The 13,005-nt window shown below is 58.4% G+C and carries 12 protein-coding genes; 11 read left to right on the top strand and 1 reads right to left on the bottom strand.

Features of this window, described 5'->3' with window-relative positions:
- Positions 1 to 115 precede the first annotated feature (115 nt).
- The 10 genes from WA411_RS03310 to WA411_RS03265 all read left to right on the top strand — a co-directional run bounded on the left by WA411_RS03310 (position 116) and on the right by WA411_RS03265 (position 10,602).
- A complete protein-coding gene (locus WA411_RS03310) occupies positions 116 to 565 on the top strand; it encodes a DUF411 domain-containing protein (protein WP_209399475.1) in 450 nt (149 codons plus the stop codon).
- Positions 566 to 720: 155 nt separating this feature from the next.
- Positions 721 to 2,439, top strand: coding sequence for a diguanylate cyclase (locus WA411_RS03305; RefSeq protein WP_291904705.1), 1,719 nt, complete (start codon positions 721 to 723; stop codon positions 2,437 to 2,439).
- A gap of 73 nt (positions 2,440 to 2,512) precedes the next feature.
- On the top strand, positions 2,513 to 4,498 hold the full coding sequence (locus WA411_RS03300; RefSeq protein ID WP_291904707.1) for a ribonuclease R family protein: 1,986 nt from the start codon (positions 2,513 to 2,515) through the stop codon (positions 4,496 to 4,498).
- A gap of 61 nt (positions 4,499 to 4,559) precedes the next feature.
- Positions 4,560 to 4,760 carry a hypothetical protein gene (locus tag WA411_RS03295; protein WP_069182301.1) on the top strand — a complete coding sequence of 67 codons (201 nt, stop codon included), beginning with the start codon at positions 4,560 to 4,562 and terminating at the stop codon, positions 4,758 to 4,760.
- Positions 4,761 to 5,145: 385 nt separating this feature from the next.
- Positions 5,146 to 6,543, top strand: a complete 1,398-nt coding sequence (locus tag WA411_RS03290; protein ID WP_291904709.1) for a carboxyl-terminal protease-like protein — start codon at positions 5,146 to 5,148, stop codon at positions 6,541 to 6,543.
- Between the two features lie 17 nt (positions 6,544 to 6,560).
- Entirely contained in the window at positions 6,561 to 7,202 is a 642-nt protein-coding gene (locus WA411_RS03285; RefSeq protein WP_069182302.1) for a penicillin-binding protein activator LpoB, read from the top strand.
- Entirely contained in the window at positions 7,186 to 8,430 is a 1,245-nt protein-coding gene (locus tag WA411_RS03280) for a hypothetical protein (protein WP_291904712.1), read from the top strand. The genes WA411_RS03285 and WA411_RS03280 overlap by 17 nt, the downstream gene beginning before the upstream one ends.
- A complete protein-coding gene (locus tag WA411_RS03275; protein WP_069182304.1) occupies positions 8,427 to 8,888 on the top strand; it encodes a YcfL family protein in 462 nt (153 codons plus the stop codon). Before WA411_RS03280 ends, WA411_RS03275 begins: the two co-directional genes overlap by 4 nt.
- Positions 8,888 to 9,700, top strand: coding sequence for a hypothetical protein (locus tag WA411_RS03270; protein WP_291904714.1), 813 nt, complete (start codon positions 8,888 to 8,890; stop codon positions 9,698 to 9,700). The genes WA411_RS03275 and WA411_RS03270 overlap by 1 nt, the downstream gene beginning before the upstream one ends.
- Positions 9,701 to 9,741: 41 nt before the next feature.
- Positions 9,742 to 10,602 (top strand): S41 family peptidase, encoded by an 861-nt coding sequence (locus WA411_RS03265; RefSeq protein ID WP_291904716.1) that lies wholly within the window; start codon positions 9,742 to 9,744, stop codon positions 10,600 to 10,602.
- Here WA411_RS03265 and WA411_RS03260 read toward each other — a convergent pair.
- Positions 10,596 to 11,489 carry an acyltransferase gene (locus WA411_RS03260; protein ID WP_291904718.1) on the bottom strand — a complete coding sequence of 298 codons (894 nt, stop codon included), beginning with the start codon at positions 11,487 to 11,489 and terminating at the stop codon, positions 10,596 to 10,598. The two genes, WA411_RS03265 and WA411_RS03260, sit on opposite strands and share 7 nt — an antisense overlap.
- Positions 11,490 to 11,708: 219 nt before the next feature.
- On the opposite strand from WA411_RS03260, the gene WA411_RS03255 reads away from it, so the two are divergent.
- Positions 11,709 to 12,860: an alpha/beta fold hydrolase gene (locus WA411_RS03255; protein ID WP_291904720.1), complete on the top strand. Its 1,152-nt coding sequence runs from the start codon at positions 11,709 to 11,711 to the stop codon at positions 12,858 to 12,860.
- Positions 12,861 to 13,005: the final 145 nt, after the last annotated feature.

Here is a 13,005-nt window from a genome sequence, read left to right as displayed (position 1 = left end):
CTGGTCAACGTCGGAGGTCTTGCCCTGATGACAGCCATCGTCTGGTGGTTCTGGCTTTCCGGTTCTGACGACACAGGCTCAAGTGAACATCAACATCACCACTGAGGTACTTGCCATGAAAAAACACACCCTGGCTTTTGGCCTGATGGCTGCCCTGGGATTCAGCACCACCACGGTGGCGGCCGGCGCTGCCCAGAGTATCCACGTCTACAAATCCCCCACGTGCGGCTGCTGTGAAGACTGGATTGATCACCTGGAAGACAATGGCTTCGAGGTAGAGGCGACCAACACCAACGATATGGGCAGGATCAAAGCCGACGCAGGTCTGCTTGCCGGTCTTGGCAGTTGCCATACCGCGTTTGTCGGCGATTACGTCATTGAAGGCCACGTACCAGCCGATGACATCAAACGCCTGATCAGCGAAGCACCCCGGGCCACCGGCCTGAGCGTACCCGGGATGCCTATAGGGTCACCCGGCATGGAGATGGGCGACCGGAAAGATCATTACAAGGTCATCCTGTTCAACGAAGCGGGACAGACCCGAATCTTTTCCCAGCACAATTAACGGGAATCACCAGACAAGGGCCGGCATTTACCGGCCCTTGCTACCGCTTTTTCCTTCCGGTTTACACCTATCCCTGTCTGTTTTTCCTACACTCTGGTTAACCAGTGTTCTATCATTGGCGCCCAGAAACCCGGAAAATCCGAGAGGGATACTCGTTGAGTCTTAAAACCCGCATCCTTGGTCTGGCTGCCACTCTCATCATCGTGGCTTCTGCGGCTTCGTGGCTGGCCTATCGGGAGCTGTCCGAGAGCATCATCGAACGCTGGGGCCAACAGGTCGCGGAAATACAGGTGCGCTACGACAGCGCCCGCCTGCTGCAATCCCTGGAGCGGGAAATCGGCTTGGCCAAACAAATGGCAAGCTCGTCCGCCCTGATCAACTGGGCCGCCAATCCGGATGACGCCGCGCTCCAAGCGGAAGCCATCCGCCAGATGGAAAGCTTTCGCTCCAATTTCAGGGACAACAACTACTTCGTTGCCCTCGTCCAGAATGGTCACTATTACTACAACAACGAAGAGAACGAATACGCTGGCAACCAGTTCCGGTATGTTCTCGATGAAGAAAAACCCGATGACGCCTGGTTCTTCCAACTCATTGAGGAAGGTCGCGACTTTCACCTCAACGTAAACCCGGATACGGAGCTGGGTGTCACCAAACTCTGGATCGATGTGCTGATGCGCGATGAGGCTGGCCAGATCGTCGGCATGGTCGGCACCGGCCTTAGCCTGGACGCTTTTCTGCAGGATATTGTCGACATCGGTCAGGATGGCATCACGACCCTGTTCGTGGATTACAACGGTGCCATCCAGCTGTACCGCGACCGGAACTACATCGACTTCGCCAGTATCATCAAACCCGAAGGCCAGAAGAACACCGTCGATCTGCTGTTCGATGATCCCCAGGACAAGCAGCAGATCCTCGGTATGCTGCAGCTGCTCAAGAAGCGGAGTGACCAGGCAGGCCAGGTGGAGAGTGGCTTTGTGACCGTAGATGGCCGAAAGCATCTGGCCGGCGTTGCCTTCCTCCCGGCCATTGGCTGGTTTGAGATCACCCTGCTCGACCTCAACACCCTCCTGCCAACCAGCTATCTGTGGCCGCTGGTAGCCGTGTTCCTTGGCACCTTGCTGATCACCCTGGTACTGTTCCACCTGATTATCCAGACCCGGATTCTCAAGCCCATCATGAGTCTGGAGCACGCCGTGGAAAAAGTCCGGGAAGGCAGCTTTGATCTGCCACGGCTGGATAAGCCGGATAATGAGATCGGCTGGCTGGCCGATCACTTCGAGAAAATGACCCAGAGCCTGGGTCACTCCACCCGGGAACTTGAGGAAAAAGTCGCACAGCGAACCGACGAGTTGAATCGACTGGCCCGGGTTGACCCCCTCACCGGTCTGAAAAACCGTCGGGGCCTGGACGAGGTTCTGGATGAGGAAATCCAGCGGGCCCGCCGCCAGGAGTCCGGCTTTGGCGTGATCTGGCTGGACATCGACCATTTCAAGAGCATCAACGACAACCTTGGCCACCAGGCCGGTGATCAGATCCTGTGCCGCGTTGCCCTCTGGCTGAAAGCCGGCGTTCGCCCCTACGATCATCCCGGACGCTGGGGCGGCGACGAATTCGTGGTTCTGCTCTCACCCTGCGACCCGGAGACCCTGGGCCGTATCGCCCGTCGTATCCGCGAATCCGTGGAACAGGAAAGCCGCAAAACCGGGACTGCCGTCACTGTGAGTGTTGGTGGTTACTTCGCCCTGCCCGGCGATAACAGTGACACCATTCTTCGTCACGCGGATCGGGCCCTCTATCAGGCCAAGCATGAGGGGCGCAATCGGGTCTGTATCACCGTCTCGGAAGACCCGGAGATTAACCCGGCGTAACAGGTCTGACTCATACCGCCATAACCGTTATACTCCGCCCCATCATCCATTTTTCTACCAGCCAGGTTACTTCATGCTCAATGCCGACGCCCTCAGCCAGTTGCGCCAGCTGAAATCGGATATCAAGGACAATAAGGTGGTGTTTCCCGGGACGGTCAAAGCCACCAATGGCCGCTTCGGATTCGTTACGCTCGACGAGGGCCGGGACGTCTTTCTGCCACCTGAGGAAATGCAGAAAGTGCTGCCCGGGGACCGGGTGAATGTCACCGAGCAGGAAGTTGAGAAAGGCAAAACCCAGGGCGTGGTGGACGAATTGCTGGAAACCCGCCTGAACACGTTTGTCGGGCGCTATCTGATCAAGGGCAAAGGGCATTTCGTGGTACCCGAGACGCCGGGTATCAACCGCTGGATCTTCATTCCCCCCAAGGAACGGATGAACGCCCAGCAGGACGATTACATTTACTGCCAGATTCACCGGCATCCGATCAAGGACGGCAAAGGCCAGGCCAGGGTCCTGCGGGTGATCGGCAAGGCCGGGGAACCCGGTATCGAACGTTCCTTCACCCTGGCGACGTTTGATCTGGCAGACACCTGGCCCGATGCGGTGCGCGCGCAGGCCGACAGCCTCAGTGACAGCGACATTGAATCCCGGGAAGCCGGGCGGGAAGATCGCACGGACCGACCCTATGTGACCATCGATAGCCCGGGCACCCAAGACATGGACGACGCCCTGCTGGCCGAACCCAACGCCACCGGCTGGACCCTGTCGATTGCCATTGCCGACCCGACCGCCGTGATCGAGACCGACAGCCCGGCGGAGCAGGAAGCGTTCAATCGCGCCACCGCCATTTACTTCCCGGGCGAGCCCCTGCCCATGCTGCCGGACAGCATCAGCACCCGACTGTGCTCATTGATGCCGGATATGAAACGCCTGGCTCTGGTGTGTGATCTGCAGGTCAACAACGATGGCAGCCTGGGCGATTACAGCTTTCACCAGGCGGTTATCCGGTCCAAGGGCAAGCTCAGCTACGAGTTGGTCTCCAACCTGATTGAAGGCCGGGAAGACGATGAGATCAAGGCGCTCCCGGACGCCGTTGCCAACAGCCTGGATCAATTGCACCAGGCAGCGACAGCGCTCAGGAAATGGCGCAGCGAGCATGCGTTGCTGAGCGGCGACCGGCCGGAATTCCGGCTCCGCCTGGATGAAAACAAGCGTATCCGGCTGATCGAGCCGTCTATTCAGAACGAAGCCCACCGCCTGGTGGAAGAGTGTATGGTTGCTGCCAACCGATGCGCCGCGGATTTTCTTGCCAACCAGACAGCGGGCTTGTTTATCCAGCACCCCGGGCTTCGGGATGATCGCGCCGATAACATCCGGGCGCTGCTCGACAGCCACGCCCCACACCTGTCCGGGGTTGATGCCCATCAGGCCGAGGGCTTCCGCAAACTGATGAAAGAAACCGACGCCCTGGAAGCCGAGGTACCGGTCAAGGCCATACTGTCCCGCCAGCTTGCCCGGGCCGAGCTGAGCTTCAAGCCGGCTCCTCACCAGGGAATGGGCCTGGATGCCTACACCACGTTTACCTCGCCACTGCGCAAGTTCTCGGACTTTTACGTGCACCGGCTGATCAAGTCGGCGCTGTGGGATACTCCCATGAAACCCCTGACCGAGGATCAGCTTGAAGCCCTGCAAGCCGCCCAGATCCGCGCCCGTCAGGCGGCAAACAGCCTGGAAGCCTGGCTCAAGAGCGACTTTGCCAAGACACTGAGCGAAGAACCCATGACCGGGGTGATCAGCCGCACGGTGCCCGCCGGTTTCTTTGTGCGGCTGGACGCCAACGGGCTGGAAGGGTTTGTCAGCTGCAAGGACCTGGCCGGCAAATACAGCTTCGATCCGGTCACCCTGCGCCTGATCCATAACAAGAACGGGCGCATCTTCCAGCTGGAGCAGCCGGTGACGGTTAGCTTTGCCGGGGTAGACGAAGAACGCAGGCAGATTAATTTCAAGCTGGTGGAAGCGCAGGAGATAGCCACCGGATCCAGTTCCAAAGACGGTTGAAAAACCACGCTGGCGGGCGCATCGTATCATTCAGGACATGTTCCTTTGATGGAGGTGCGCCATGCCCATCAGCCCTGACGAATTTCTCAGAAAGTACGGTTTCGACAAGGAGGAGGAAGAACGGGACCACAGCCTCCGCCACAACGCCATGGAGCACGCCAAACACCTCCGCCGGCCCCATGCGGGAACGCCTCATGACTGGGAAGAGTGGGAACGCTACAAGCGGGAGCATCCGGATGAGGTTGAAGACGATGATCAGTGAACGATAAACGCCTCAGCAAGGCCTGTTTCTGGCGTGGTTAACAAATTTTTGCATTGTTTTTCATTTCTCTATATTTCCGGAAAGCCCCCAAGAATCTTATACATTTCATTTAGTTAGAAAAAACACCTTCCTGCCCGAACCATGCCACAGTGGCCCATGCCTCATGATGGTGCGCCTGAGGCAAGACGGGGTCATTAAAAATTGTTTATACATTTACCCGAATTCCGGAGTGTCGCTGTACCGGACTCATTACAACCAGTGGAATTTGGGTATCAAAATGAAGTTCAGTCGTTTTCAAACCTTACTGAAAAAAGCCATAGCGGCCTCCGCCGTCGGGAAAGCGCTTGTCAGCCTTGCCACGGTCTTTTTACTGGCAGGATGTCAGGTGTACCAGTTTGACCGGAGCAGCGTGAGCGCCAACAGCACAGGCTCCTACGATACAGGGACAGTCCCTTTCACCATTGTCGGAGATGAGCGTCCTGACTGGCTTGTTCCGGAATCCCCCACAGCTCCCCAGGTAGTCGTCAGCCGGACCACAGAAACCAAGGGATCGACGGGCTTCAATGGCGCCAGCTTCCTCGGCTACATGGTCACCCTGTCACTTATTCCCTACTACGATGAGGTGCAGTACGAGGATGTCTACGCACTGAGCTGGCAAGGTGAGACCTTGCTGGAAAGCCGCGTTACCTATTCCATTGACTCCTACCTGTCCCTGTATTTCCCGACGCCCATGATGTTCATGGGGTCACTGAATGATGAAGCGGCCGAGCAGGCGGTGGCACGAGACTTCATCACCGATCACCACAAGGACAGCGTCCTGGCAACAATCGATCAGCAACGCAGGGACTTCGAGCAGGCAAACCCGCAAACTGCCGCCGACATTGCCGCCTATCTGAATGCGGGAGGAGCCAATTCAGTCTATCGCCCCTCGGCTGTCCTCAGGTTGATTGAACTGGCCCCTGAAACCGACACGCTTTCCTACCACGCCGCCAACAGCCAGGTACCGGGCTACGTCGAGCTGCTGCCTGCCCGCTACCAGGCCTGGTTGATTGGTCCGGAGGGTCTGCGTGGCATTGATTTGAAGACACAACTCGCCAACGGTGTCGATGCCGATCAACTGCTGGTACGCATGCTTAATGCCTATCCGGAACAGACTGGTGACATTCAGTCCGGTTATTACACCGGCATGACCCGGGCGCATCGGGAGTTGCTGAAAGAAGCGGGCCTGCCCGACGGACTCGTCGATCGCATGACCAATGAAGCGCCCTCCGCCCAGCTGTTGGCCGCCGCGAAAACCGGTAAACTTCGCGACAAGGATGGCAACATCCGGATTCCCACCGAAGAAGAACTGCTTGAACAGCTGGTGCGCCAGGACAATCTCGGCAAATATATGAGCCCCTATACCAGTGATGATGTTCTGGCTGAGTGGGTAAACTCCGCCATCAATGCCAACATTGGCGCGACGGTTGGCACGGGACTCGGAGCCGCGGCAGGCGCCTATGCAGGAGAGAAGGCCCTGGAGCAGATACCTTTCGTTGGTGGCTTCCTCGGCGGTGCCGTGGGGGCTGAAATCGGCAAGTCTGTTGGTCGGGAAACGGCGATCAGCGCCTCAGGCGGCTGGGAAGCCATTCGCGCCTCCTCAGACCGCAGCTTTGATGACATTCATTCCATGGCTCGCTACCTGAAGGCAAAATACGGCCACACCGGCAACTTTGCAGATGCCATGAAAGCCACCCGACAGATCTACCCGGAATTGGCAGAAGCCCTCGCGCGTGCCTACTGACCTAATTGGAGATATACATGTTCAGCAAAAACACCTTTAAACCGGCCTGCGCTCTGGTACTGACTTCCCTGGTTCTTTCCGGCTGTGCCAGCAAGATCGAAAACGTACAGGGCAAGCCCAGCGTCTATGAGGACGTATCCACCACAGGCAGCGTGGGCGGCGTCGGTATCGAGAGCCAGGACGTGGTCGCGATGACCGACCAGATGATGCGCGACATGCTGGCCAACCCGATGCTCACCGGTCGCTCAACACCACCCCGGATCATTATCGATAACGAATACATCAAGAACGAAAGCACCTCCGTGATCAACACCAATATGCTGACCGATCGCCTGCGCATCGAACTGAATCGCGCCGCCAACGGTCGGATGATCTTCGTGGGTCGTCACTTCTCCGACATGGTCCAGAAAGAACGGGATCTCAAGCGGGATGGCGCGGTAGATGGCGGTACCATTCGTCAGACCGCGGCCCAGGCAGGTGCTGATTTCCGCCTTGGGGGCCGCATCTCGTCACTGGATGCCATCGATCGAAACACCGGAACCCAGTCCCGGTACAGCCAGGTCACCTTCGAGATGGTCGATCTTGAGCTGGGCACCATCGTCTGGAGCGGACTCTATGAAATGAGAAAGGCGGCCCGTGACAATGTGGTTTACCGATAAAACCTGGCTAAAGCCGGTGCTGGCGACAGCGATTGCCGGCACACTGGCTGGCTGCGCCAGCGGCCCGAAAGTCTACGATCGGGCAGCACTGGCACCGGCCGAACAATCGCTGATAGAGAGCAAACCCGCGGTTCTTCAGGCCGACTTCCAGAACCTCTTCGAGGAAGGCCAACGGAACAAGGTCCTGAACCTGATGGAGATCGGGGTCAAGGCATACCGTGCCGGCTATCGACAGGAAGCAAAAAACACGCTGACCCAGGCACGCCTGGAGATCGAGAATGTTTATGCTGACAGTGACGCCGCGCGAAAGGCGCGAAGCATCTGGTACGAAGAAGCCGAAAAGGACTTCAAGGGCGAGCCCTATGAGCGCGCCATGGTCTACCTGTATCTGGGCCTGATTTACCTGGAAGAAGGCGACTACGGCAACGCACGAGCCAGCTTCCTGGCTGGATTGCTGCAAGACGCGTTTGCCGAGGAGGAGCAGAACAGTACTGACTTCGCACTGCTGCTGTACCTGGCTGGCTGGTCCGCCATGCAGATGGGCAGTGACCAGCTCGCACGGGAGCATTTCGAGGAACTGAAACTCTATCGGCCGGACGCCCCCATCCCGGAAGCCGACGACAACGCGCTTTTGATCGTGGAAACCGGCAAGTCCCCCAGAAAACTGGGTGACGGTGTCGGCCACTATCAGCTGGTCTATCGGCGTGGCAAGAATTTCCGGGATGTGGCTGCCGAAGTCCGCAACGGTGAGGAATGGTCCGCGCTGTACCCCATGGAAGATATCTTCTTCCAGGCCTCCACTCGTGGGGGCCGGGCTATCGATCGGATTGTAGAGGGCCAGATCCAGTTCAAGGAAAATACCCGGGCCGTCGGTTCAACCCTCAGCAGCGTCAGCCAGGACAGCATGCTGGCCGGCTTCAGTAGTGCGGCCGGCGGTGCCGTTGGCGCCGGATACGCTGCCATCAGCCTGATCAGCGTTGCGGCGGAAGGTATGTCAGCGTCCGCCAATACCCGGGCAGATATCCGGTACTGGGAGGGCCTTCCCGACACCATACATCTGTTGCCCGTGACGGCCGCCGAGGGCGATCCGGTCACTGTCCGCTTCCTGGATAAAAACGGTCAGCCTGTGCCAGGCCTTGCCGACACTACCGAATTCAAATTTGATGGTCGCGGGGCCGGCCTGGCCTTTGCCACGTCCCGCCGTCCGGATTCCGGAGGAACCCAATGAAAACACTGATTAAATCCATGGCCACAGCGGCGATCTGTCTGGGTCTGCTGTCTGGCTGTGCCGCTAAATCCGCCAGCAGCACGGACCTGATTGAGCGCACCGCGCCCATCACCATGAACTCCGTGGCATTCACCGACTACAACCTGAAGCGCACCTACACCCGCGGTTTTGGCCAACTGGAGGACGGCGAACGCTATCGACTGTCACTGGTCCAGCACGGCCAACGGCCGACCGCAACCGGAACCACAGAGGTGTACGTGGTTCTGCGCAACCACACGGATTACGACTACCGGATCGAAGCCCGCACCCAGTTCTTCGATCAGGACGGCGTACCCACCGATGTGAAACCGACCTGGCAGCGCTCGACCATCCCGGCCAACAGCATCGCTACCTATCGTGAACTGTCTACCACCACGCAACCTCTGCAGTATCGCGTGGAAGTCCGGGAGCTCAACTGATGAAGCGATTTGCCCTGGCACTCTGCGTGCCTTTGCTGGCGCCAGGTTTTGCCCTGGCCGCCGGCCAGACCCATGAAGCAGCGCCGATGATGGCGCCGGCCCAGAAGCCGTTGACCGCGGACGATCTCGTCAATGAGGCGAACGCGCCTCAACGTTCGGAATCGGCCAAAACGATCCTCGACCGTTTCACTGCGGGCCTGGGACAGACCAACCCCCGAATTGCCATCTTCTGGAACCGGGCGTTCAACGACCAGATCAGTGACTGGGCTAGCCGCCGCCGGGTGGTGGTATCCGGCACCGGCAGCGTGCGTGGCGAAGTACCGGAGGGGGATCTGAACCTGGACGGCGAATCCCGCGCGGCGGTGCAAAGTGAAACCCGCTCCGGGCGCAGCTCGGGGCCTGCTGCACCAGCCTTTGATTTGCAAAGCGGCTTCGTCTCCCAGTTGAGCCGCGCAGGCGTCAGAGTCGTCGACCGAAACGCGATCATGCGCATCACCGATAACGCACTCGAAGACGGCACCTTCGAACGACTGTCACCGGACCAGGCCCGCCTCGAAATGCGCGCGCTGGATCAGCACGCCGATTATCTTCTGGTGCTCAGCGAAGTGGCCGCTGATCAGTTCCAGATTCGCGTACTCAGCGTCAAAGACGGCTCGGTGGCCGCCCTGGTCAGCTCCAATGGCATGCCGCCCGAAACCGAGGAAGATCGCCGCTGGGTCGCCACCGACCGCGGCTTTGAGAAGCGTGAGAGGCGCGTATCGTTGAAGGATGTAGGCCAGGAGCTGGCGCTTCAAACCCTTGAGGCGCTGTAAAAACCCTGGCCCGTAACTGCGCAACCACCGTAGGGACTCACATGATAACCCGCGTTTTAAAGCATTTTCTGCCGTTCAATCTCGTTTCAGTCTGCACACTGATGCTTCTGGGTTGCGCCTCGTTCGGACCTCAGATCGGTGATGGACGAATCGGTATACAGGTGGAAGATAGAGGTGGTCAGTGGTATGTCGCCAAGGTGGTTGAGAACGGCGCTGTCTATCGAACAGGTCAATTAAGCGAAGGGGACCTTTTGGTCGCGGTTGCCGAATTGAGGGATGAGCCGCAACCGGTAAGCGGTATGTCGCTCAACGAGCTGGCCTCGAGAATTTCAGGAGAACCGGGCACGGCCGTCGATCTGGTGATCAAACCAGCCAACAGCGAGATCACCCGGAAGGTGACAATCACACGGGCGCGATTTGGCTCCCGGGAAACGGCCCAGCCCGAAATGCGGCAAAATGCCGAAGCGCGGCTGGCCGCCGGATCTTTGGTGATAGAAGGCACCAGCGGGAACTTTATGAGCCCCTATACCAGTGATGGCGTCACCGCAGAATGGGTCAACAAGGCGATTAACGCGAACATCGGCTCAACCGTTGGATCAGGCGTTGGCGCCGCAGCTGGCGCCTATGCCGCCGAGCAGGCACTCGATTCTGTTCCATTCGGTGGATTCATTGGCGGCATGATCGGGTCAAGCCTTGGCAAGTCGGTCGGTCGCGACGCAGCCATCGAAGCTTCGGGAGGCTGGGATTACATTCGCTCGACCTCCGATCAGAGCTTTCGCTCTCTGGCAGACATGGCCCGTTATCTGACACTGACCTACGGCAATGAGCCCACTTTTAACGAGGCAATGGCGGCCGCAGCGCAGGTTTATCCAGAATTATCAGACGCGCTCGCCAATTATTGACGCAGCATTACGGATAGACGTTCATCCTTTGCCGTCCAGATCTCTCCGAGCCAGTTCTTCACGTTTCGGCGGTGCTCCGCATCCGTTGAGTAATCCCGGCCTTTCAGGTGGTCCGGGATATCAACGGTGTGGATTTCCAGTTTCACTTCCTTCACCCGGCCACAGATAAACTCCCAGAAGGTGGGTGCGCCACCCGGATAGGCGATGGTCACATCCACCAGCGTCTGGATAGAGTCCCCCATGGCGTCGAGTACGAAGGCGGCACCGCCGGCCTTGGGTGTCAGCAGGTGCTTGTAGGGCGACTTTTGCTTGTCGTGTTTGGCCTGGGTGAAGCGGGTGCCTTCCACAAAGTTCATGACGCTCACCGGGGTATAGCGGAACTTCTCACAGGCCCGGCGGGTTGAACGAAGATCCTCGCCCCGCTTCTCCGGGTGCTTGATCAGATATTCCCGGGTGTAGCGCTTCATGAAGGGGAAATCGAGGCCCCACCAGGCAAGACCGATGACCGGTACCCAGATTAGCTGCTGCTTGAGGAAAAATTTGAGAAACGGCGCCCGGTGGTTGAACACCCGCTGCATGGCAAAGATATCCACCCAGCTCTGGTGATTAGCCAATACCAGGTACCAGCTTTCCCGCTTCAGGTTTTCGGCCCCTTTCACGTCCCAGTTCGTGCCATGGGTCAGCTTCATCCAGCCGGTGTTGCAGGCCACCCAGGCCTCGGCAATCCAGATAATCACCTTGGTGCACAACACCCGGAAGCCGGTGATGGGAATAATCAGTTTCAGGATGGCCGGGATGTAAAGCAGGATGCACCAGAACAGGGTGTTGATTCCCAGCAGGATGGAATTGATGACACCAATCACGGGGGCGGGTAGAAAGCTGAGCATGGCGATCCTGTTTTCTGGTTATTCTTTGCAAATGGGGGCTAATGATAGCAACCCCGGGGCCCCTTGGGCAGTGGCCTGAAGTGACCGGTTTGCCCTTCGCTTTGGACACTTCTGCCATGGTGATTTCCGCCTCACCATGGATAATCCCAGTTTGCAACCTGCAAGACCAGGTCTTCAGAAATCAGTAAAGTGTGCTTCGAATTCTCCATGGATACCCCCATGCCCAATCTCTTCAAATCAGCTGCTGACCGCGCGGCAGGCGTTACCCGGCAAACGGCCCTCTATGCCGGCAATGCCTTCGACCGTATCTTCCGAGCCGCCAGTCTGGTCCAGGCCGGACAGACGCCGTTTGAGACGCTCCATACCGATGGCCTGGTCAGCCTGCGCTACTATCCGCCGCTGGCCGAGGATTTCATCGAGCTGGACGGTGAGACCATTGCGGTGGAGAGGACAGCCCACAAGACCCCGATTGTGATCGTGCCGCCCCTGGCGGTAAACATGCTGATTTACGATCTGTTCCCTCAACGCAGCCTGGTGCGATTTCTTCGCGCCAAAGGGTTCGAGGTCTATCTGATTGACTGGGGCATGCCAACGCGGGAGCACAGTCACTACAACCTGCATACCTATGTGGCGGAGCTGTTACCGGCGTACCTTAACCGGGTTCGGGAGCACAGCGGTGAGCAGGAGCTGTCGCTGCATGGCTGGAGCATGGGTGGCATGTTTACGTTGTTCTATTCGGCGCTCAGCAACGATCAGCACGTGCGCAACGCCATTGTGCTGGGCTCGCCGATTGACAGTCACGCGTCGGGGATTCTCGGGCTTTTGAACCAGCGTATGGCGGACGTGGCCGGCTTTGTCCGCAAGCGCACCGGGTTCCGTCTTCACGATGTGAAACCGCACTGGTTTCATACCCCGGGCTGGGCCAACACCATCGGGTTCAAACTGACCAATCCGATTGCCAGCGTAATGAGCTACTGGGAGCTGATTATCCGCCTGGGTGACCGTGAGTTTGTCACCAGTCACGCGACCACGTCGGCGTTTCTGGACCGCATGGTGGCCTATCCCGGCGGGATCATTCAGGACACGGTGGTGCGGGTGTGGATCGACAATCAGCTGTCGAAAGGTGAGATCCAGATTGGGGAGGATATCGCCAGGCTGGAAAATGTAAGTGCCAACTTACTGGCTATCGCAGGTGGCGACGATACGCTCGTGACGCCGGGTGCGGCCAAGCGGGTGATGGATCATGTGAGCTCTACGGACAAGACGTTCAGGGTCGTTCCGGGTGGGCATATGGGCATTCTTGCGGGGAGCAAGGCGCCGCGTCAGAGTTGGCTGGAGTTGGCGGAGTGGCTGGCTGTTCGGTCGGACTGATTTTCTGCCTCGGACACTTCGGAGGTTAGAGTTCGCCGGCAGATGTCGGGAGCGCTTTCCAAAACACGCTCCTTGCGGCACGTCCATGTGACGCTTGACTGTCGCCATCCTTGGCGACAGACAGTTTTGGAAAGCGCTCCCGACA

Source organism: Marinobacter sp. CH_CUG1437-1, from assembly GCF_037029655.1.
Classification (GTDB): Bacteria; Pseudomonadota; Gammaproteobacteria; order Pseudomonadales; family Oleiphilaceae; genus Marinobacter; species Marinobacter salsuginis.
This window is presented reverse-complemented; position numbering and strand designations above follow the sequence as displayed.